General features: G+C 69.3%; 23 protein-coding genes. 9 read left to right on the top strand and 14 right to left on the bottom strand.

The window, feature by feature from the left end; translation table 11 throughout:
• The first annotated feature begins 3 nt into the window (after nt 1-3).
• Nucleotides 4-1,917, top strand: coding sequence for a 1,4-alpha-glucan branching protein GlgB (gene glgB / locus GA0111570_RS08815; RefSeq protein ID WP_092609455.1), 1,914 nt, complete (start codon nt 4-6; stop codon nt 1,915-1,917).
• 109 nt (nt 1,918-2,026) lie between these two features.
• On the opposite strand, the gene GA0111570_RS08820 is transcribed toward glgB, so the two are convergent.
• Nucleotides 2,027-2,935, bottom strand: coding sequence for a co-chaperone YbbN (locus tag GA0111570_RS08820; protein ID WP_092609458.1), 909 nt, complete (start codon nt 2,933-2,935; stop codon nt 2,027-2,029).
• Between the two features lie 104 nt (nt 2,936-3,039).
• On the opposite strand from GA0111570_RS08820, the gene pgm reads away from it, so the two are divergent.
• On the top strand, nt 3,040-4,677 hold the full coding sequence (gene pgm, locus GA0111570_RS08825; RefSeq protein WP_092609461.1) for a phosphoglucomutase (alpha-D-glucose-1,6-bisphosphate-dependent): 1,638 nt from the start codon (nt 3,040-3,042) through the stop codon (nt 4,675-4,677).
• 154 nt (nt 4,678-4,831) lie between these two features.
• On the top strand, nt 4,832-5,890 hold the full coding sequence (locus GA0111570_RS08830) for a YihY/virulence factor BrkB family protein (RefSeq protein WP_175557413.1): 1,059 nt from the start codon (nt 4,832-4,834) through the stop codon (nt 5,888-5,890).
• Between the two features lie 74 nt (nt 5,891-5,964).
• On the opposite strand, the gene GA0111570_RS08835 is transcribed toward GA0111570_RS08830, so the two are convergent.
• Nucleotides 5,965-6,522: a PH domain-containing protein gene (locus GA0111570_RS08835; protein ID WP_245703094.1), complete on the bottom strand. Its 558-nt coding sequence runs from the start codon at nt 6,520-6,522 to the stop codon at nt 5,965-5,967.
• A 12-nt stretch (nt 6,523-6,534) separates the two neighbouring features.
• Entirely contained in the window at nt 6,535-6,690 is a 156-nt protein-coding gene (locus GA0111570_RS08840; RefSeq protein WP_217634109.1) for a hypothetical protein, read from the bottom strand.
• A 231-nt stretch (nt 6,691-6,921) separates the two neighbouring features.
• Between GA0111570_RS08840 and GA0111570_RS08845 the strand changes: the two genes are divergently transcribed.
• Entirely contained in the window at nt 6,922-7,173 is a 252-nt protein-coding gene (locus GA0111570_RS08845; protein ID WP_092609470.1) for a hypothetical protein, read from the top strand.
• 201 nt (nt 7,174-7,374) lie between these two features.
• On the opposite strand, the gene meaB is transcribed toward GA0111570_RS08845, so the two are convergent.
• On the bottom strand, nt 7,375-8,346 hold the full coding sequence (meaB, locus tag GA0111570_RS08850; RefSeq protein ID WP_245703095.1) for a methylmalonyl Co-A mutase-associated GTPase MeaB: 972 nt from the start codon (nt 8,344-8,346) through the stop codon (nt 7,375-7,377).
• A gap of 123 nt (nt 8,347-8,469) precedes the next feature.
• Between meaB and mce the strand changes: the two genes are divergently transcribed.
• Together mce and GA0111570_RS08860 are read left to right on the top strand one after the other, a co-directional pair.
• On the top strand, nt 8,470-8,964 hold the full coding sequence (gene mce / locus GA0111570_RS08855) for a methylmalonyl-CoA epimerase (RefSeq protein ID WP_245703097.1): 495 nt from the start codon (nt 8,470-8,472) through the stop codon (nt 8,962-8,964).
• 123 nt (nt 8,965-9,087) lie between these two features.
• Nucleotides 9,088-10,569, top strand: coding sequence for a DivIVA domain-containing protein (locus tag GA0111570_RS08860; RefSeq protein ID WP_092609476.1), 1,482 nt, complete (start codon nt 9,088-9,090; stop codon nt 10,567-10,569).
• Between the two features lie 27 nt (nt 10,570-10,596).
• Here GA0111570_RS08860 and nucS read toward each other — a convergent pair whose 3' ends face one another.
• Nucleotides 10,597-11,313 carry an endonuclease NucS gene (gene nucS, locus GA0111570_RS08865; RefSeq protein WP_092609478.1) on the bottom strand — a complete coding sequence of 239 codons (717 nt, stop codon included), beginning with the start codon at nt 11,311-11,313 and terminating at the stop codon, nt 10,597-10,599.
• A 65-nt stretch (nt 11,314-11,378) separates the two neighbouring features.
• Here nucS and GA0111570_RS08870 point away from each other — a divergent pair, with 65 nt between their 5' ends.
• On the top strand, nt 11,379-11,651 hold the full coding sequence (locus GA0111570_RS08870; RefSeq protein WP_092609481.1) for a hypothetical protein: 273 nt from the start codon (nt 11,379-11,381) through the stop codon (nt 11,649-11,651).
• Nucleotides 11,648-12,469: an alpha/beta fold hydrolase gene (locus GA0111570_RS08875; protein WP_092609484.1), complete on the top strand. Its 822-nt coding sequence runs from the start codon at nt 11,648-11,650 to the stop codon at nt 12,467-12,469. Before GA0111570_RS08870 ends, GA0111570_RS08875 begins: the two co-directional genes overlap by 4 nt.
• 76 nt (nt 12,470-12,545) lie before the next feature.
• Here the strand turns inward: GA0111570_RS08875 and GA0111570_RS08880 are convergent, their stop codons facing one another.
• Nucleotides 12,546-13,298, bottom strand: coding sequence for a peptidylprolyl isomerase (locus tag GA0111570_RS08880; RefSeq protein WP_092609486.1), 753 nt, complete (start codon nt 13,296-13,298; stop codon nt 12,546-12,548).
• Between the two features lie 53 nt (nt 13,299-13,351).
• Between GA0111570_RS08880 and GA0111570_RS08885 the strand changes: the two genes are divergently transcribed.
• Nucleotides 13,352-14,050, top strand: a complete 699-nt coding sequence (locus GA0111570_RS08885) for a cob(I)yrinic acid a,c-diamide adenosyltransferase (protein ID WP_092609489.1) — start codon at nt 13,352-13,354, stop codon at nt 14,048-14,050.
• Between the two features lie 27 nt (nt 14,051-14,077).
• Here the strand turns inward: GA0111570_RS08885 and GA0111570_RS08890 are convergent, their stop codons facing one another.
• The 8 genes from GA0111570_RS08890 to atpE all read right to left on the bottom strand — a co-directional run bounded on the left by GA0111570_RS08890 (nt 14,078) and on the right by atpE (nt 20,842).
• Nucleotides 14,078-14,545 (bottom strand): DUF2550 family protein, encoded by a 468-nt coding sequence (locus GA0111570_RS08890; protein ID WP_092609492.1) that lies wholly within the window; start codon nt 14,543-14,545, stop codon nt 14,078-14,080.
• A 127-nt stretch (nt 14,546-14,672) separates the two neighbouring features.
• Nucleotides 14,673-15,104: a F0F1 ATP synthase subunit epsilon gene (locus GA0111570_RS08895; protein WP_092609495.1), complete on the bottom strand. Its 432-nt coding sequence runs from the start codon at nt 15,102-15,104 to the stop codon at nt 14,673-14,675.
• Between the two features lie 3 nt (nt 15,105-15,107).
• Nucleotides 15,108-16,559, bottom strand: coding sequence for a F0F1 ATP synthase subunit beta (gene atpD / locus GA0111570_RS08900; RefSeq protein ID WP_092609498.1), 1,452 nt, complete (start codon nt 16,557-16,559; stop codon nt 15,108-15,110).
• Between the two features lie 20 nt (nt 16,560-16,579).
• The gene (locus tag GA0111570_RS08905) at nt 16,580-17,533 is read right to left on the bottom strand and encodes a F0F1 ATP synthase subunit gamma (protein WP_092609501.1); all 954 of its coding nucleotides are present in this window, start codon (nt 17,531-17,533) and stop codon (nt 16,580-16,582) included.
• A 1-nt stretch (nt 17,534) separates the two neighbouring features.
• Entirely contained in the window at nt 17,535-19,169 is a 1,635-nt protein-coding gene (atpA, locus tag GA0111570_RS08910) for a F0F1 ATP synthase subunit alpha (RefSeq protein WP_092609523.1), read from the bottom strand.
• Nucleotides 19,170-19,272: 103 nt separating this feature from the next.
• Entirely contained in the window at nt 19,273-20,079 is an 807-nt protein-coding gene (locus GA0111570_RS08915) for a F0F1 ATP synthase subunit delta (protein WP_092609526.1), read from the bottom strand.
• A complete protein-coding gene (locus GA0111570_RS08920; protein ID WP_092609529.1) occupies nt 20,076-20,612 on the bottom strand; it encodes a F0F1 ATP synthase subunit B in 537 nt (178 codons plus the stop codon). The genes GA0111570_RS08915 and GA0111570_RS08920 overlap by 4 nt, the downstream gene beginning before the upstream one ends.
• Nucleotides 20,613-20,620: 8 nt before the next feature.
• Nucleotides 20,621-20,842, bottom strand: a complete 222-nt coding sequence (atpE, locus tag GA0111570_RS08925; RefSeq protein WP_092609532.1) for an ATP synthase F0 subunit C — start codon at nt 20,840-20,842, stop codon at nt 20,621-20,623.
• Between the last annotated feature and the right edge of the window lie 24 nt (nt 20,843-20,866).

Raw genomic sequence — 20,866 nt, forward strand, 5'->3', positions numbered from 1 at the left:
GCCATGCATGACTACTTTGGAGGGCTGACGGGGTGGGACCTCGAGGGGTTCCACCAGGGCGGCGACACTGAGGTGTGGCGCCGGCTGGGGGCCCACCTGTGCACCGTCGAGGACGACGAGCGAGGCACGCTGCACGGCACCCGCTTCGCCGTCTGGGCGCCCAACGCCCGTGAGGTCCACCTGGTCGGCGACTGGAACGGCTGGCAGCACGGCGCCCAGCAGATGCAGCTGATCCCCGGATCCGGCTGCTGGGGCGCCTTCGTCGAGGGCGTCGGCGAGGAGGCACTCTACAAGTTCAAGATCCTCGGTGCGGACGGCCAGTGGCACGAGAAGGCCGACCCGATGGCCCGCAAGGCCGAGGGCCCGCCGAACACCGCGTCCATCGTCACCGTCGACAACTACCCCTGGCACGACCACGGCTGGATGGAACGCCGCCGCGAGTCGCACCTCTGGCAGGAACCGATGAGCATCTACGAGGTGCACATCGGCTCCTGGAAGCCCGGCAAGACCTACCAGGAACTCGCCGAGGACCTGGTCGAGTACGTCAAGTGGCAGGGCTACACGCACGTGGAGTTCATGCCGCTGGCCCAGCACCCGTTCTCCGGGTCCTGGGGCTACCAGGTCACCGGCTACTTCGCCCCGATGTCGAAGTACGGCAGCCCGGACGACCTGCGCTTCCTGATCGACCGGCTGCACCAGGCCGGCATCGGCGTCATCATGGACTGGGTCCCGGGCCACTTCCCGAAGGACGCCTGGGCGCTCGGCCGCTTCGACGGCACCGCCCTGTACGAGCACGAGGACCCGCGCCTGGGCGAGCACCCGGACTGGGGCACGTACATCTTCAACTTCGGTCGAAACGAGGTGAAGAGCTTCCTGGTCTCCAACGCGCTCTACTGGCTCAGCGAGTTCCACGTCGACGGCCTGCGCGTCGACGCGGTGGCGTCCATGCTCTACCTGGACTACTCCCGCGAGGAGGGCCAGTGGGTGCCCAACCAGTACGGCGGCAACGAGAACCTCGAGGCCATCGACCTGCTGCGCTACACCAACCGCCACATGTACGAGCGTGAGCCCGGCTGCGTGATGATCGCCGAGGAGTCCACCTCCTTCCCCGGCATCACCAAGCCGGTCGACCAGGGCGGCCTGGGCTTCGGGTTCAAGTGGAACATGGGCTGGATGAACGACACGCTGCGCTACCTGGGGCACGAGCCGATCCACCGCCAGTACCACCACAACAACATGACCTTCGCGATGGTCTACCAGTACTCGGAGAACTTCGTGCTGCCGATCAGCCACGACGAGGTCGTGCACGGCAAGGGATCGATGCTCGGCAAGATCCATGGGGACGACTGGCAGCGGTTCGCCACCCTGCGGTCCTACTACGCCTTCATGTGGTCCCACCCGGGCAAGCAGCTGCTCTTCCAGGGCTGCGAGCTCGCCCAGCGCGGCGAGTTCAACGACCAGCAGGGCGTGGACTGGCTGGCCCAGCCGCACTGGGGCCACCACGGCATGCAGGAGCTGGTCAAGGACCTGAACGCGATCTACAAGGCCACCCCGGCCCTGTGGGAGCTGGACCAGGACCCGGCCGGGTTCCGCTGGATCAACGCAGACGACGCGGCCGCGAACATCTTCAGCTTCGTCCGGTTCGACAAGAGCGGCAACGCCCTGGCCGCGGTGCTCAACTTCTCCCCCGTCCCGCACGCCAACTACCGCATCGGCCTGCCGATGCCCGGAGTGTGGAAGGAGGTCCTGAACACCGACGCCGAGATCTACGACGGCTCCGGTGAGTGGGGCAACCTGGGCGAGGTCCACACCGAGGAGGTCTCGAACAACGGCCTGCGCCAGAGCGCCTCCGTGGTGGTACCGCCGCTGGGGGCGGTCTGGTTCACCCACCAGGCGGACAACGTGCTCGAGGGCTGACCACCGGTGGCCGCTGCGCGTCATCGGCCACCACCCGCAGCTCTGTCGGACATGCGAGGGCCGCCCTTCCCGGGAACGGGGAGGGCGGCCCTCGTGGTGCTACCGGAGCTCAGAAGAGGGCGCTGGCCAGGTCGCGGCGGGCCTTCAGCACCGCCGGGTCGTTCGGGTCGAGGGTCTCGAACAGGTCCAGCAGTCGCTGGCGCAGCGGCTCGCGGTCCTCACCGTACGTCGTGCGGATCAGGCCGATGATCAGGCCGAAGGCCTCCTCCGGGCGCCCCTGGACCAGGGCGAGGTCCGCACCGTCCAGCACGGCGTCGACGTCCTTCGGCTGCGCGGCCAGCCGGGCCCGGACCTCGGCCTCGTCGAGCCGACCGGCGCGCGCCCACAGGCCGGCCTGGACCTTGCCGAGGCGGGCCTCGGAGTCCGAGGGCTGGACCTTCAGCAGGGCGGCGAAGGCCTCCTCCGCCGCCGCGAAGTCACCGGTCGCCATGGCCTGGTCGGCCGCGGCGTACTTGGGATCGCGGGCCGCTTCCGGCGCGTCCTCATCGGTCTGGACCAGCACGGGCTCGGCCCGGCCGGCGATGCCGTTCGCCAGCGCGGCCTGCAGCAGCTGGTCGATCACCCCCGCGATGTCGTCCCGGGAGACGACACCCTGGAACATCGGCAGGGCCTGGCCGGCGAGCAGGCCCAGGACGGTCGGCAGTGCCTGCACCTGGAGGGCGCCGGCGATCTCCGGGTGGGCGTCGCAGTCCACCCGCCCGAGCAGCCAGCGGCCCTCGGCGGCGTTCGCCAGAGCGGCCAGGTCGGCCGAGAGCCGATCGGCACCCTGGGCGCGCGAGGAGGTGAGCTCCAGCACCACCGGGTACTGCATGGAGCGCCGGATCGTCGCCTCCAGGTTGGACTCGTCGACCGACACCACCCAGCTGTGCCTGGTGCCGCGGGCCCCCGCCGTCGGGCGTGGCCGCTGCAGTCCCGAGAGGTCGACGGCACCGGGTCGGTTGAAGGTGGGATCAGTCATCGTTGCTCCGTGCTCCTGGTCATCCGAGAAAAGAGTAGGCAACAGCCCCCGGAATCCGGGTGAAGGCCTGCGGGGTCAACCCTACTAGGGGGCATGATGACCTCATGGCTCACGAACGCGCTGGTCAGCCAGCACTCCCCGAAGATCTCATCGACGTCGACGACGTCCTCTCCGCCTACTACGACCTGACGCCGGACCCCGCAGACCCGAACCAACAGGTCGTCTTCGGCACCTCGGGCCACCGGGGCTCGAGCCTGGACCGGGCGTTCAACGATGCGCACATCGCCGCGATCACGCAAGCGATCGTCGAGTACCGCACCGAGCAGGGCTTCACCGGCCCGCTCTACATCGGCAAGGACACCCACGCGCTGTCCCTGCCCGCCTGGCGTACCGCGATCGAGGTCCTGGTCGCCAACGGCGTGGACGTCCGCGCCGAGCGCGAGGACGAGTACACCCCGACGCCCGCCGTCTCGCGCGCGATCGTGGTCCACAACCGCGACAAGGCGGACTCCGCGGCGCCCGCCGACGGCATCGTCGTCACCCCCTCCCACAACCCGCCGCGTGACGGCGGCTTCAAGTACAACCCGCCGCACGGTGGGCCGGCCGACACCGATGCGACGTCCGTCATCGCCAGCCGCGCCAACGCCCTGATCGCGGACCCGTCCGACATCAAGCGGATCAGCTACGAGCAGGCCGACCCCCAGGTGACCCGCTTCGACTACCGGACGGCGTACGTCGAGGACCTCGCCAACGTGATCGACCTGGACGCGATCCGCAAGGCAGGGGTCCGGATCGGCGCCGATCCGATGGGTGGCGCCTCGGTACAGTACTGGCAGTACATCGCCGAGACCCTCGGGCTGGACCTGACGGTGGTCAACCCGAAGGTCGACCCGACCTGGTCCTTCATGACCCTCGACACCGACGGCAAGATCCGGATGGACTGCTCCTCGCCGAACGCGATGGCCTCGCTGATCCAGAACAAGGACACCTACGACATCGCCACCGGCAACGACGCGGACGCCGACCGGCACGGCATCGTCACCCCCGATGCGGGACTGATGAACCCGAACGCCTACCTGTCGGTCGCCATCCAGTACCTGTACACGCACCGCCCCCAGTGGCCGCAGGGCTGCGCCATCGGCAAGACCCTGGTGTCCTCCTCGATGATCGACCGCGTCGCCGAGGACATCGGCCGGGAGCTGATCGAGGTCCCGGTCGGGTTCAAGTGGTTCGTCCCGGGCCTGCGCGACGGTTCGGTCGGGTTCGGCGGCGAGGAGTCCGCCGGCGCGTCCTTCCTCACCCTCGACGGGCAGACCTGGACCACCGACAAGGACGGCATCATCCTCGACCTGCTGGCCAGCGAGATCAAGGCCGTCACCGGTCGTACGCCCTCGGAGCTCTACGCCGACCTGGTCGCCACCCACGGCCAGCCGTACTACGCGCGCACCGACGCCGACGCGACCCGGGACCAGAAGGCGCGACTGAAGGCCCTCAGCCCCGCCGACGTCACGGCCGACACCCTGGCCGGGGAGCCGATCACGGCGATCCTGACCGATGCGCCCGGCAATGGCGCCGCGATCGGCGGCCTGAAGGTGACCACCGAGCACGCCTGGTTCGCCGCCCGCCCGTCCGGCACCGAGGACAAGTACAAGATCTACGCGGAGTCGCTGGTCAGCGCAGAACACCTCGCGCAGGTCCAGCAGGAGGCCCAGCAGCTGGTCTCCGCGGTCCTCGACGCCTGATCCGCCCCACCCCGGCCGCCCGGTGGTCCCGTTCCTCGGGATCCACCGGGCGGTCGCGTACGCCATGGGCCGGCAGGCCGGCACCAGCTCGGGGGCACGCGCCGACCGAAGGTGCAACTTCGACCCCCGGACCGGTTCGTGGTACGACATACGCATGGTGCACATGCCCGGCGCGGGACCAGTCGGGCCAGGACGACGCCGTGGGCTCCCCACGCACGGCGAGCTCCCCCGACGGTGGCGGGACCTCGGCGGGACGCTGTGGTGGTACGCGGCCCGGCGCTCCTTCGACAGCTTCCTCCGGTTGCAGTGCATCGACCTGGCCGCCGCACTGACGTTCTACTCGGTACTGGCCCTGGTGCCCGCCTTCATGATCCTGGTGCACCTGCTCAGCTTCCTGGACCTCGACCAGCAGACCGTACGGCTGATCCTGTCGGTCCTGGACGCCGTCGCACCCGACAGCGTCGCCGAGTCCCTCGCAGATCCGCTCTACGGGTTCACCCACTCCGGCCTGCCCCCGTTGACGCTGGCGGTCGTCCTGCTCCTCACGGTCGCCACCGCCAGCCTCTACCTGGGGGCAACGGCACGCATGCTCAATCGCGTCCACGAGGTGATGGAGGGTCGCCCGCTGCTGCTGCTCCCCCCGATCCAGTACGCCACGACGCTGGCACTGGTGACCGGGGCCGCGGCCATGGTCACGCTGCTGCTGGGCAGTCCCGTCATCGTCGGTGCCTTCGGGAACCTGCTCGGCATCCCGGACACCATCCTGAAGTTCTGGAACGCGTTGCGCTGGCCAGGACTGATCGTGATCTCGCTGCTCACCGTCATGGTGATCTACCGCTCCGCGCCCAACGTACGGCACCAGGGCACCCGCTGGCTCCTGCCGGGCGCCATCGTCGCGGTCACCCTGGGCGGGGCCGCCTCGTGGGCCCTCACCGTGTACGTGGCCCGGATGTCCCCCCGCCTGGACCTCAACTACGGCGCCCTGTCCGGACTGATCGTGCTGCTGATGTGGCTGTGGGTGACGAACCTGGCAGTGATCACCGGCGGGGTGGTCAATGCCGAACTGGCCCGGGCCCGCCGGCTCGCCGCCGGGCTCCCGGCCGAGGACGACCAGCTGTCCCCGCCGATCGACACGCGTCGATCCTCCGGCTTCGCGGCCCGCCGGCGCCGGCTCGTCCTGGAGGGGCGCCGACACCGCCACCGCCGGCACTGACCCACGTCCGACCATGTCCGTAGGACCCAGGTGTCGTCGTGCTCAGGTGCCGTCGTGCTCAGGTGCCGTCGTGCTCAGGTGCCGTCGTCGGCGGGATCCTCGACCGCCACCCGGAAGGCCTTGCGCTGTCCGGACCGCTGGATCACCCGCTGGATGGTCAGGTCACGCTCGTCGGGGCGGCCGACGTAGCGGATGTCGCGCAGCCCCTGGTCCTGGGCCGCCGACTCGAAGGTGAAGTGGCCGTACCCGAGCACCCGTCCGACCACCGGTTTGTGCACATCGATGTCGAGGATCCGGGTCATCGGGACGGTGGCGATGCGCTGGCTGAAGACGCCGTGGACCCGGAAGACCCGCATGTTGGTGATCACGAACCGGTCCATGAATTCCTCCTGGATCCGGTAGAGGCCACGCCCCACGACCCCGATCCCGACCACCAGCAGCAGCCACCACAACTGGCCGACGAACGGCATGCCGAGGATGGCCGCCACGCCGAGCAGCACCACACCGACGGGCTTGATCATCACGACCCAGTGGTGCGCGACCTCGTCGATCACCACCTCACCCTCGTCGGAGATCAGGTGGCGGTCGATCCGGGGATCGAGCCAGCGCTCCAGGAACCCACGTCGCCTCACCGTGGCCTCCGATCAGCCGTTGGCCAGGGCGGTGAAGAAGGTCGCGATCGACCCGAAGAGCCCGAAGAACCCGCGGACCGCAGCAGCTGCCCCTGTCGGGTTGGTGAACAGGTAGAACACGGCGAACGCGATCGCCATGACCACGATCACCTTTCTGAGCCACTTCAACACGTCGACCTCCGATCGGGGCAGGGGGAAGGGAAGGGATGCAGACATGCCACAGCACATCACTATCGCATGCACAGGCGGTCCCCTATCGTCCCACGCCGATACGGAGTAATCTTGGATCAATTCAACCAGAAGGGGGATTCAACGCACACGCGGAAAGTCAACGTCTGGTAACCGCAGCCTTTTGTGGTCCGCATCTCGGCGTGAGTCCTGTTAACAAGGGGGTTCACCATGACTCTGGCCGCACCCATCCGCCGCCACCGCAGTCACACCGCGCCCAAGCCGCCGCCTACCGAGTGGGACAGGCTCGTCGAGCACAGACTCGCTTTCGAGGCCGCCCAAGAAGGTCTTCGCCTGGCGAAGACCTGCGTCTCCACCGTCGCCGCACCTTACTACCTGTACAGCGTGCGCACGAATCGCCTACTCGCCGTCTCCGAAGGCGGCATGACGCTGGATGAGGTCGCCCGCTATCTCTTCCGCTGATCCGATCCCCTCCCGCGCCGCCAGCCCCCCATCGCCCCCCAACGAACTCGCCCGCACACCGTGGTCCAGCCGCACACCAGTGCCGTAGACCAGGTGTGCGGTCGCATGTTCGGGCCCGGATCCTGCCGACGTGCGGTCGCGACCCCGGCTGACGGACCCCGAGAGGGCATGACCCGGACCGTCATGGCCGAGGTCGTGGGGTCAGGTCGTGGGGTCCTGGCCGAGTGATGCCAGCACGGCATCGGCCGCACTGTAGGGGTCCATCCGACCGTCGCGCACGTCCGCCGCGATCGACTCGAGCCGGTCCTGGCCCCAGTGCAGGAACCGCTGCCGTACGTTCCCCAGGGCGAGCGCCTCCACCTCGGCCCGGGCACGTTCCAGCCGACGGGATTGCCAGGCGGCCGTACGCTCCGCATGTACCCGGTGGGCCTGGATCTGGTCCACCAGTTCGATGATCCCCTCGCCCTTGCTGGCGACGGTCTTCATGATGGGCGGCTTCCAGTCCTCCGGGCCGAGCGAGGCCAGGGCCACCATGTTGCGCAACTCGCGGATCAGCGACTGGGTGCCGTCGTGGTCGGCCTTGTTGACGACGAAGATGTCGGCGATCTCGAGGATGCCAGCCTTCGCAGCCTGGATCCCGTCGCCCATCCCCGGGGCGCTCAGGACCAGCACGGTGTCGGCGGTCCGGGTGATCTCCACCTCGGACTGGCCCACGCCCACCGTCTCGACGATGACGGTGTCGAACCCGGCGATGTCGAAGACCCGCAGGGCCTGCGGCGCCGCGGCCGACAGTCCACCGAGGTGACCGCGGGTCGCCATCGAGCGGATGAAGACGTCCGGGTCCAGGGAGTGCTTCTGCATCCGGATCCGGTCCCCCAGCACCGCCCCTCCGGAGAACGGCGAGGACGGGTCGACGGCCAGGACCCCCACCCGCTGGCCCCGGGCCCGCAACTCGGTGACGAGCGCGGAGGTGCTGGTCGACTTGCCGACCCCGGGGGAACCGGTGATCCCGACGATGTGGGCCCGGCCTGTGTCGGGGGCCATCAGCTCCATCGCCTGCCGCAGCCTCGGCGAGTTGTTCTCGACCAGGGTGATCAGGCGCCCCAGTGCTCGCGGCTTGCGCTGGCGTGCTCCCTCGATCAGCTCGGTCACGGTGGGCTGGGTGCGGGCCACAGGGCACGTCCTTTCCGGTGTCACGCCTACGTCTACGGATCCCCACCAGCCTAGTGGGACGGTTGCACCCGCTTCACCGCCCCCACCGTCGACGCGCCCGGGGCCCGTGAAAAAATGGGGGCCATGAGCGAGTCATCTGTTGTGAGTGAGAACCAGGACGTCTTCCTTTGCGTCGACCACGTCGGCTTCGCCGTGCCCGACATGGAGGCCGCCATCAAGCTGCACACCGAGGTGCTCGGCTGGCACGTGGTCTTCCGCGGCCGGAACGAGGAGCAGGGCGTCGAGGAGGTCATGCTCGGCACCAACGGACACGACTACACCGATCGCGACGCGGAGATCCAGCTGCTGGCCCCGCTGAACGAGGACTCCACCATCGGCAAGTGGCTGGCCAAGAACGGCGGCCGTGGCGGCATCCAGCAGGTCGCCTACCGGGTGGCCGACGTCGAGAAGGCGGCCGAGATCCTCACCTCCCGCGGGGTCACGATGCTCTACGACGCACCCAAGCACGGCACGTACGGCTCCCGGATCAACTTCTGCCACCCCAAGAGCACCGGCGGCATCCTGCTGGAGCTGGTCGAGCGGCCCGCCGAGCCCGAGGGCTTCCAGCCGATCGCCTGACCGCACCCCGTCCACGCACCACCGCCGCCGCCCGATCCGGGGCCCCGCGCGGTGGTGCGTCGTTTCGTCCCCGGGGCTGGGTAGCCTAGGGGGCAGACGTCAGACCAGGAACAGGAGACGTACGTGGCAACCGACAACGAGGGACTCGATCTCTTCGACGAGAACGCCAGCGCAGCGGGGAGCTTCCCGACTGCGGCATGGGGCGGCTACAACAAGGCGTCGGTCGACGAGTACCTTCACTCACTCGAGGTCCAGATCGCCGACCTGAAGCGGGTGCAGCGGGATCTTCGTCACACCGTCGACCAGCAGCGCGCGGAGCTGGACAAGCCGGTGCAGATGGACTTCTCCAGCCTGGGCGGCCACACCACGCAGATCCTGTCGACCGCCGAGGCCCAGGCTCGCGAGATCACCGATCGGGCCAACTCGCAGGCCGAGCAGTTGCTGGCCGAGGCCCGCCACCAGGCCGCCGAGACCCGTCATGCCGCCCAGCAGGACGCCGAGGACCTGCGCACCACCACACTCGTCGACGCCACTGCCCTGCGCGAGCGCTGGGAGGCGGAGACCCAGGCCATCCTCGAACGCAGCCGCGCCGAGGCCGAGGCCATGGTCAACGCTGCCGCCCAGCACGCGGACGCGGTCAAGGGCCAGGCCGACGCCCACGCCGAGATGGTACGGACCGGAGCGGACGTCGAGGCGCGGACGATCCTCGCCGACGCCGACCGTGCCGCGACCGAACTGCGCGACTCCGCCACCACCGAGGCCGCAGCCACCCGGTCCGCCGCGGAGGACGACGCCCGGCGGATCCGGGACGAGGCGGCCGAGAAGGCGCGACTGACGCTGGAGGGCGCCCGCGACCAGGCCCGTACGCTGCTGGCCGACGCCGAGGACCGCTCGCGGCGCCTGCTCGAGGAGGCTCGGGCCGAGGCCGCACGACTGCAGGAGGAGACGTCGGCAGAGGCCGCCACCCTGCGCGAGAGCGTCGCCCTGGAGGCCCGCACGACCCGCCGCCAGGTATCCGACGAGCGCGACGCCACGCTGGCACTGCTCCGGGACGAGGTGGTGCGGGTGCGCGAGCAGACGCAGACGCTCCTCGAGGACGCCACCGCCCGGCACGAGGCGCTGCTGGCCTCGGTCGCCGAGGAGTCCGAGCGTGCCCAGCGCCTGCGCACCGGAGCACTGGCCGAGGCGGAGCAGACGAAGGTGCTCGCGTCCCGGGAGGCCCAGCAGCTGGTCCACCAGGCCCAGCAGGAGGCCGAGACGGCCCACCAGAAGGTCGCCGACCGATGGCAGGAGCGCCAGAGCAAGCTCCGCCGGGAGGCGGACATGCTGGCCCAGCGCAAGCGCGCCATCCTCGCCCAGCTGTCCAGCCTGTCGGCGCTGGCCGGCACCAGTGCCGAGGACTTCCCGGACATGGAGTTCGGCGCGCTCGACGACTTCAGCCGTGATCCGGTCATCGACCTGCCCGACGACCCGGACGACCACGAGTCCGAGCACGGCGACGAGGCGACGGTGGTTCTCGACCGCGAGTCTGCCGAGCGGCTGGAGGAGCAGCGCCTGGGCGACAAGAAGCTGCAGGACGGTGAACCGGCGGCCAGGAGGCCCTGACGGCGTGGGGCGGGACCGCCCGGCGGATCAGAAGAGCCGGTCCTCCGAGTGGTCCATCCCGCGCAGCGCGTCGTAGTCGACTGTCACGCAGGTGATGCCGCGGTCCTCGGCGAGCACCCTGGCCTGGGGCTTGATCTGCTGGGCCGCGAAGATGCCCCGGACCTTGCCCAGCCTCGTGTCGCGCCGCATCAGCTCCAGGTAGCGGGTGAGCTGCTCGACGCCGTCGATCTCGCCGCGGCGCTTCACCTCGACCGCGACGTACGCCCCGTCGGAGTCCTTGCAGAGCAGGTCGACCGGGCCGATCGCCGTCGGGAACTCCCTGCGGACGGTCGTCCAGCCGGCCCCGAAGGTCTCCGGGTTCTCGGCCAGCAGGGCCTGCAGGTGCGCCTCGACGCCGTCCTTCTGCAGGCCGGGATCGATGCCCAGCTCGTGCTCGGAGTCGTGCAGGAACTCGGCAATCGAGATCTGCAGCTGCGAGGGCTCCTTGCCCGAGCCGCGCACCGTCCATACCTCGAGGATCTGCGGGTCGAGGTCGGCGACCACCGCCGCCTCGTCCGCCTCTGCCGGGCGCACCTCCAGGGTGCACGGCGCACTCATCCAGTTCAGCGGCTTGTAGGCGCGGTCGTCGGCATGCACCGACACGGAACCGTCCGCCTTCACCATGATGAGCCGATTCGCCATCGGCAGGTGGGCGGTCAAGGCCCCCGCGTAGTCGACCTGACACCTAGCAATCACCAATCGCACCGTTCCACGCTACCTGACTATGCTGGGGGCGCACGACCACCGATGAGCGGCGACCGAGGAGGAGCATGAAGCGGCGACCCAGCAAGCACCTCCAGGCCCCGCGGCCCCTGGGCGCCAGCCATGCTCGCGCGGACAGCAAGGCCGACGGCCGCTGGGTCGTCCGGACGATGGCCGGCCAGCACGCGGTGAAGTCGTACGTGTGCCCGGGCTGCAACCACGAGATCCGGCCGGGCACCCCGCACCTGGTCGTCTGGCCCCATGACCCGGGGCCGGGAACCGACAGCGCCGTGGGGCAACGCCGCCACTGGCACACCGCCTGCTGGAGCCGACGCCCATGAGCCCTGTACCTGACCTGTTCTCCATCACGTTCGGACGCAGCGGTCCGCTGGTCGTGTTCTGCCACGGCCTGCTCGGGCAGGGGCGCAACTTCGCCATGGTGGCCAAGCACCTGGGCCTCAACGGAGCCCGTACGGTGCTGCTCGACATGCCCAACCATGGCCGCTCCCTGTGGACCGAGCACTTCGACTACCGCGAGACCGCCGACATCGTGGCCCGCTGGCTGACCGCCTCCCCGGAGGTCGGCGGGGAGCCCGCCGTCCTGGTCGGGCACTCGATGGGGGGCAAGATCGCGATGCTGATCGCCCTGGAGCATCCCGAACTGGTGGACCGGCTCGTCGTGGCGGACATGTCGCCGGTGACCTACCGCCGCAACCACGCGTTCCGCGACATCGTCGATGCCATCAAGCACCTCGACCTGGCCAACCTCAAGGACCGGGAGCAGGCCTCCGAGGTCCTGCGCCAGTACCTGCCCGACCACGCCATCCGGGCGTGGGTGCTGCAGAACCTGGCACGGGACGGCAGGTCGTGGCGCTGGCTGCCGAACCTGGACCTGCTCGACGCCGAACTGGACCGCGTCCTCGGGTGGCCGGAGGGGGTCGAGGGCAGCTGGCCCGGTCCCACCCTGTGGATCAAGGGGGCTGACAGCGACTACGTGCTGCCCGAGTACACGCCGGTGATGAAGAGCTACTTCCCGGCCACGCTGAAGGTCACGATCAAGGACGCCGGCCACTGGGTGCACACCGAGCAGCGGGAGGTATTCACCAGCACGGTGGAGCGCTTCGTCCTGCCGGCGCCCGCCCCCGCCGCTGCGCGCTGATCCCGGAACGAACTGGCCCGGGACGAGCGGGCCCATGCCCGGCCGGGCCTGGGGGGAGGTCCCCCGCCGGCGGCGCTCAGCCCAGCTTGACCGCCGTGATCCGGGCCGCGTTGTTCGGCCTACCTGTGCCGTCGGCGTTCGAGCCGTCCTGGCCCTCGGCGGCGATCCGGGTGACCACCCCGGTGGAGGCCTGGTCCATGTGCCCCAGCACGGTGTACCGGGGAGGGAGCCGCGAGTCCTGGTAGACGAGGAAGAACTGGGAGCCGTTCGTGTCCGCACCGGCGTTCGCCATCGCGACCGTCCCTGCGGTGTACACCGTGGCCGGATCGACCTCGTCGACGAAGCGGTAGCCCGGACCGCCCATCCCGGTCCCGGTCGGGTCCCCGCACTGCAGCATGAACAGGCCGTTGTCGGCCAGCCGGTGGCAGGCGGTGTCGGTGTAGAAGCCCTGGGCGGCCAGGGACTCGAAGCTGTTGGTCGCACACGGTGCCGTGGCCCGGTCCATCGTGACCACGACGTCGCCCACGGCAAAAGACAGCGTCACGGCCGCAGAACCGGTCGAGGGCGCCTGGGCCGGCGGGGGGTCCACCGGCTTGGCCGGCTCGCCGCTCGGCCGGTAGCTGCAGGTGACGGTGGCGACCGTGCTCGTCGCAGCGGGGGCGCCACCCGTCGTCGCTGCGGTGGGAGCGGAACCCGCGGCCGGCGCCGCGGCCTCGTTGCCCCGCGGGGCACAGGCGCCCAGGGCGACGGCGGCCAGTCCGGCCAGGGCCAGTGCGGACACGGTCCGCACGCGGCGCTCGATCCTGCGACGCACACCTGAACCGGGCATCCCGCACTCCTCCAGCCTCCGTCGCCGACGTACGCATCCCGTACGCTGGCCCCATGGTCAACCTCAACCGAATCTACACGCGGACCGGCGATGCGGGCTCCACCCGGCTCTCCGACATGTCCTGGGCGCGCAAGACCGACGCCCGGGTGAGGGCGTACGGGGACGTCGACGAGGCGAACTCGGTGATCGGCCTGGCACTGGCCATGGGCGGGCTGAGCGATGAGGTGGCCGACCTGCTCCGCCTGGTCCAGAACGAGCTGTTCGACCTGGGCGCCGACCTGTCCAACCCGCTCTCGGAGAACCCGCCCTATCCCCCGCTCCGGATCGAGCAGGCCTCGATCGACCGGCTCGAGGCATGGTGCGACGAGTTCACCGAGCGGCTGCCCAATTTGGCCTCCTTCATCCTGCCGGGCGGCAGCCCGGCCGCCGCCCACCTGCACCAGGCCCGCACGGTGACCCGCCGGGCCGAACGGAGTGCCTGGGCCGCCGTGGAGGAGTACGGGACGGACCCGAGCAGTTCCGAGGACGTGCCGGGCGGTGTCAACCAGTTGGCGCTGACCTACCTCAACCGGCTGTCGGACCTGCTCTTCATCCTGACCAGGGTGGTCAACGGCGAGGCCGGTGACATCCTCTGGGTGCCGGGTGGGGACCGCCGCCCGCAGGACCCGCGGGCGGTGCGCCGGCGGGAGCGGATCACCTCCCGGCCGAACGCGATGGACGCCGCCCACGAAGCGGGTGGCGAACCGTCCTGACCCCTCCGCGGCCGACCGGCCGGAGGATCACCCGGCGTCCAGCTCGGGTCGGCGTCGGTGCCCCCTCCCGGGCGGTGCCGCCTCGAGCCAGCTGAGGACGGCGGTGACGGCCTCCGGCGCCATCGCCAGGTCCCAGACGGCGGTTCCGCCGCCGATCTGGCGGCGCAACGGGACCACCCGGTACTCGGCGAACTCGCCGTCCTCGTGGTCCTCGGCCAGGGCCTGGCTCGGCAGGGCTGTGGTGCGGTCGCGCGGGAAGCGGAGCTTCGGCACGAATGACCAGCCGAAGTCGGGGTACCACCACAGCTCCTCACCCCTGAAACGCCCGACTCCGGACACCCAGAGGGCGCCCGGAGTCGCGGAGTCGAGCTTGGCGCTGCAGTCGAAGGCCCCGTCCGCGCGCAGCAGCCAGATTCGTCGGACGATCAGGACGACGGCGGGGATGGCCAGCACCACAAGGACCACGAGGGCGAGCTTGAGGATGGCCAGCAGCATGCGGCACAGTCTACTGACAATTTCCCTGCCGCTGAACGTTCCCTGCCACTGAACGCGCACGCCACGGGGGCGGGACCACCGTAGTGGTCCCGCCCCCGTGTGCGGTCAGTTGCAGCTGTCCCCGGCCTCAGACGGCCAGGGCGGCACTGGACTTCCCCGTGAACTTCTCGGCCGCACGCACCTGGGCGCGGGCCCGCGCCATCTGCTCGCGGGTCGCCACGTCGTCGGTCTCGTGGTCGAGGCGATCCTTCGCCTCGAGGTACTCCCGCTCGGCCTCCGCGAGGTCGATCTCGCCACCGAGTCGTGCGAACGAGCTCAGGATCGAGACCCGGCCCTGGGCGACGGAGATGAATCCGTCGTCCACGGCCACGATCTCCCGGTTGCCCTCAGGGGTGTAGATCTCCACGGCCGACGGCTGCAGCAGCGCGACGACCGGGGAGTGCCCCGGGAGGATACCGATGTCACCGTCGACGGTGCGGGCGATGATGTTCACGGCCTCGCCCGACCAGATGCTGCGCTCGGCCGAGACAACCTCGACGTGGAGGGTGCTCGTCGCCATGGCTCAGCCTTCCTTCTTCATCTTGTCCCAGGCGCGGTAGACGTCCTCGATGCCACCGACGTTGAAGAACGCCTGCTCGGCGATGTGGTCGACCTCGCCGTCGCAGATCATCCGGAAGGACTCCACGATCGCCGGCATCTCCACCGTCGAACCCGGGACACCGGTGAACTTCTCACCGGTGTAGGTGTTCTGCGACAGGAACTGCTGGATGCGACGGGCACGGTTGACGGTGATCTTGTCCTCTTCGGACAGCTCGTCCATGCCCAGGATGGCGATGATGTCCTGCAGTTCCTTGTTCTTCTGCAGGATCGACTTCACCCGGGTGGCCACGTCGTAGTGCTCCTGGCCCACGTACTGCGGGTCGAGGATGCGCGAGGACGAGGTCAGCGGGTCGACGGCCGGGTAGAGACCACGCGAGGCGATCGAACGGCTCAGCTCGGTGGTGGCGTCCAGGTGGGCGAACGTCGTGGCCGGGGCCGGGTCGGTGTAGTCGTCGGCCGGCACGTAGATGGCCTGCATCGAGGTGATCGAGTGACCACGCGTCGAGGTGATGCGCTCCTGCAGGGCGCCCATCTCGTCCGCCAGGGTGGGCTGGTAGCCCACGGCCGAGGGCATGCGGCCCAGCAGGGTCGACACCTCCGAACCCGCCTGGGTGAACCGGAAGATGTTGTCGATGAAGAACAACACGTCCTGGCCCATGACGTCGCGGAAGTACTCCGCCATCGTCAGGCCGGTCAGGGCGATGCGCAGACGCGTGCCCGGCGGCTCGTCCATCTGGCCGAAGACGAGGGCGGTGTCCTTGAGGACGCCCGCATCCTCCATCTCGAAGATGAGGTCGTTGCCCTCACGGGTCCGCTCACCCACGCCGGCGAACACCGAGGTGCCACCGAAGTTGTGGGCGATACGGAAGATCATCTCCTGGATCAGCACGGTCTTGCCGACGCCGGCGCCGCCGAACAGGCCGATCTTGCCGCCCTTGACGTACGGGGTCAGCAGGTCGAGGACCTTGATGCCGGTGTACAGCTGCTCGGTCTTCGACTCGAGCTGGTCGAACGGCGGCGGGTCGCGGTGGATCGGCCAGCGCTCGGTCACCTCGAACGAGTTCGGGTCGATGTTCAGCACATCGCCCGTCACGTTCCAGACCTTGCCCTTGGTGACCTCGCCGACGGGGACCGAGATGGGAGCGCCGGTGTCCTTGACCTCCTGGCCGCGGACCAGGCCGTCGGTCGGGTTCAGGGCGATCGCACGCACGGTGTTGTCACCGATGTGCAGCTCGACCTCGAGGGTCATGGTCCGCTTGTGCCCCATCACGTCGACCTCGAGGGTCAGCGCATTGAGGATCGCGGGCATGCCGTTCGGCGGGAACTCGACGTCCACCACCGGGCCGATGACGCGCACGATGCGGCCTGTGGCGCCGGGCTTCGCCTCGGCATTCTGTTCAGCAATCGCAGTCATATTCTCCACTCACTTCGCTCTCACGCGCTCTCGGACAGCGCGGCGGCGCCACCCACGATTTCGGTAATTTCCTGGGTGATCGATGCCTGGCGCGCCTGGTTGGCCTCGCGCGTCAGGTCCCTGATGATGTCACTGGCGTTGTCGGTCGCCGACTTCATCGCGGCCTGGCGGGAAGCCAGCTCGGATGCGGCGGCCTGCATCAGCGCGTAGTACACGCGGTTGCCGATGTAGAGCGGCAGGAGGTGGTCCAGGACCGCCTCCGGGTCCGGCTCGAAGTCGAACGGGGTCTCGACCCTGTTCTCCTGGTCGGCCGGCGCATGGTGCAGCTCCGTCATCCGCGCACCGCTCTCGGCACGCTCGGCGGCCTCCTCCTCGGAGACGACCTCCAGCGGCAGCAGCCGGATGATCTGCGGGACCTGCTTGACGCGCGACACGAAACGGGTGAAGACGAGGAAGATCTCGTCGACCCCGCCCTCCTCCGTGGGGGTGAGGAACGCATCCAGCAGGACCCTCGAGATCTCCTCGGCATGCTTGTAGCCGGGTGCCTCGGAGAAGCCCTCCCACGCCTGCGTGACCTCGCGGTCACGGAACTCGTAGAACGCCGCGCCCTTCTTGCCGGTGATGTAGGTGTCCATCTCCCGGTGGTGCTTGACGGTCAGGTAGTGCCGGACGGACTCGCCGGCCCGCAGCACGTTCGTCGAGTAGCCGCCGGCGAGGCCACGGTCGGAGGTGACCAGCAGCACCGCGGAGCGACGGGGATGCTCCAGCTCGGTGAGGAGCGGGTGGTCCATGTCGCCACGGCTGGCGACGGCCGCGAGGGCGCGCGTCAGCTCACGGGTGTACGGGTCCGCCGCCTCGGCGACCTGTTGGGCCTTCCGGATCCGGCTCGCCGCGATCAACTCCATCGCATGGGTGATCTTCTTCGTGGTCTGGACGGATTTCGTCCGATCACGTAGTTCGCGAAGGGTAGCCACGTCAGGCCTTCTTCACGACGATCTGCGTGTGGTCCACGTCCTCGTCGCCGATCTTGGTCGGCTCGGCCTCGGTGCCCAGGATGTGGCCCTCGCTGGTGCGGAACTCCTTGCGGAACTCGCCGAGTGCCTGCTCCAGGCCGGCCTTCGACTCGTCGTCCAGCTTGCCGGAGTCGCGGATCGTGGCCAGCAGGCCGGTGTTGCGACGCAGGTACTCGAGGTACTCGGCCTCGAAGCGCAGCACGTCCTCGACCTCGACCTCGTCGAGCTTGCCGGTGGTGCCGGCCCAGATGGAGACGGCCTCGTCCTCCATCGCGTACGGGGAGTACTGCTTCTGGCGCAGCAGCTCGGTCAGGCGGGAGCCACGGGCCAGCTGACGCTTGGTGGCGTCGTCCAGGCTGGAGGCGAACATCGCGAAGGCCTGCTGGTCGCGGTACTGGGCCAGGTCGATCTTCAGGGTGCCGGAGACACCCTTCATCGCCTTGGTCTGGGCCGCGCCACCAACACGGGACACCGAGATACCGACGTCCACGGCGGGACGCTGGTTCGCGTTGAACAGGTCGGACTGCAGGAAGATCTGGCCATCGGTGATGGAGATGACGTTGGTCGGGATGTACGCCGACACGTCGTTCGCCTTGGTCTCGATGATCGGCAGGCCGGTCATCGAGCCGCCGCCCTTGGCGTCGGAGAGCTTCGCGCAGCGCTCCAGCAGGCGCGAGTGCAGGAAGAACACGTCACCGGGGTAGGCCTCGCGGCCCGGGGGACGGCGCAGCAGCAGCGACATGGCACGGTAAGCCTCGGCCTGCTTGGTGAGGTCGTCGAAGACGATCAGGACGTGCTTGCCCTGGTACATCCAGTGCTGGCCGATGGCCGAGCCGGCGTAGGGGGCGATGTACTTGTAGCCGGCCGGGTCGGAGGCGGGGGCGTGGACGATGGTGGTGTACTCCATCGCGCCGGCCTTCTCCAGCACGCCACGGACCTCGGCGACGGTCGAGCCCTTCTGGCCGATGGCGACGTAGATGCAGCGGACCTGCTTCTTCGGGTCGCCGGACTCCCAGTTGGACTTCTGGTTGATGATCGTGTCGATGGCAATGGCGGTCTTGCCGGTCTTGCGGTCACCGATGATCAGCTGGCGCTGGCCACGGCCGATCGGGGTCATCGAGTCGATGGCCTTGATGCCGGTCTGCAGCGGCTCGCGGACCTCCTGGCGGTCCATGACGCCGGCAGCCTGCAGCTCGAGGGGACGACGCCCCTCGATGTCGGCGATGTCGCCGAGGCCGTCGATCGGGTTGCCCATCGCGTCGACCACACGGCCGAGGTAGCCCTCGCCGACGGGGACCGAGAGGACGTCGCCCGTGCGGTACACGGTCTGGCCCTCGTCGATGCCCTCGGACGAGCCGAGGACGACGACACCGATCTCGCGGGCCTCGAGGTTCTGGGCGATGCCCAGCGTGCCGTTCTCGAAGCGCAGCAGCTCGTTGGCCATGGCCGAGGGCAGGCCCTCGACGCGGGCGATGCCGTCGCCGGAGGAGACAACCGTGCCAACCTCTTCACGAGAGGAGGTCTCCGGGGTGAATTGCCGGACGTACTGGTCCAGCGCGTTCCGGATTTCCTCCGGACGAATAGTGAGTTCCGCCATCTTCTGCGTCCTTGTTCTCGTTGTCAGTGAGTGTCGTAGTTCAGGGGTCGGAGAGACCGGTGCGGGAGGCCATGCATCCCTGTGCGGCGGGGCCGCGGCGCCGTCACGAGAAGAGCTTGCGAGCCTCGTCCAGGCGAGACGCCACGGTCCCGTCGATCACCTCGTCGCCGACCTCCACGCTGACGCCGCCGAGGACCGTAGGATCCTCGATGACGTGCATGGTGACCGGGCGACCCAGCTGCTTGGTCAGGGCGGCGTGCAGTCGGTCGGACTGCACACCCGTCAGCGGGCGGGCCACCCGTACGGTGGCGACAGCGCGGTTGCGCTGGGCCGCCGCGAGAGCGACATACCCGTCCACGGTGTTGGCGAAGGTCCGCTGATGAGCCGCCACGCCACGACGCACCAGGGTGATCGTGACGGGCGTGGCCTTCCCCGCGAGAAGTCCGGCCGCCATGTCCTGCCGGGCCACCAACGGGCGCCGGTCGTCGGAGAGCGCGTCGCGCAGCTCCGGCGATCCGGCCACCGTCCGGTTGACGTGGAAGAGTTCGTCCTCCACCTGGTCCAGCTGGCCTGCGACCTGTGCCTGGGCGAGAGCAGCGCGGATCGCCTGGCGCTCGACAGCGGACACGAAGGTCCCCGCCGTGCGCCACCGCAGTCCGGCAGCCTCCCGCAGGACGGTGAGGGCCTCCTCGGAGACCCTGCCGCCGAGCAACCGGCTGACGAGCTGCTGACGAGCCTCCACCGGCGCCCCCGGATCCGTGACCGCACGCCGCAGCGCGGGGTCCGAACCGAAGAGGTCGGCGGCCATGAACAGCTCCTCGGCCAGGCCCGGATGCGGATTGCGTGCGTCCAGGACCAGGTCCAGGCTGTTCAGCCGGGGCTCATCGATGCGATCCGTCTGGGGGCTCATGCCTTCTCCGTCTCCGTCTGCGACTCCAGATCAGCCAGGAAACGCTCGACCGTACGGCGGGCACGCTCGTCGTCGTCCAGGGACTCCCCGACGATGCGACCGGCGAGCGTGGTGGCCAGGCCACCGAGCTCCGTGCGGAGCTCACCCATGGCCTGCACACGCTCGGCCGCAAGCTGCGCCTGGGTCGTCGCGTGCATACGCTCCGCCTCGGCGTTCGCCTGCTCGCGCATCTCGGCGATGATCTGGGCGCCCTGGTTCTTGGCGTCCTCGCGGATGCGAGCCGCCTCCGTACGGGCCTCGGCGAGCTGGGACTTGTAGTCGGCCAGCGCAGCCTGCGCCTCTTCCTGGGCCTTCTCGGCCTTCTCCATGCCACCCTGGATGGCCGCGGTGCGCTCTTCGTACATCTTCTCGAACGCAGGCACGACCTTCTTCCACATGACGAGGAAGATGAGGATCATCAGCACCGCGCCGACGATCAGCTCCGAGATGTGGGTGGGCAGGAGCGGGCCGAGGTCGATTGCCATCGGCACCATTTGAATCATCACTGCAGGACGAACGCCAGGGCGATGCCGATGATGGCGAGGGCCTCGACGACGGCGAAGCCGATGAACGCGGTGCTCATCATCGCGCCACGGGCCTCAGGCTGGCGCGCGGTGCCGTTGATGACGGAGGCGAAGATCCAGCCCACGCCGATGGCCGGGCCCAGGGTGGCGAGGCCGTAGCCGAGCATGTTCATGCTGCCAGCGATTTCCAACGGGGTCATTCTTGTTCCTTTCGGATGATTCTT

It is taken from the genome of Raineyella antarctica, assembly GCF_900092135.1.
GTDB lineage: Bacteria > Actinomycetota > Actinomycetes > Propionibacteriales > Propionibacteriaceae > Raineyella > Raineyella antarctica.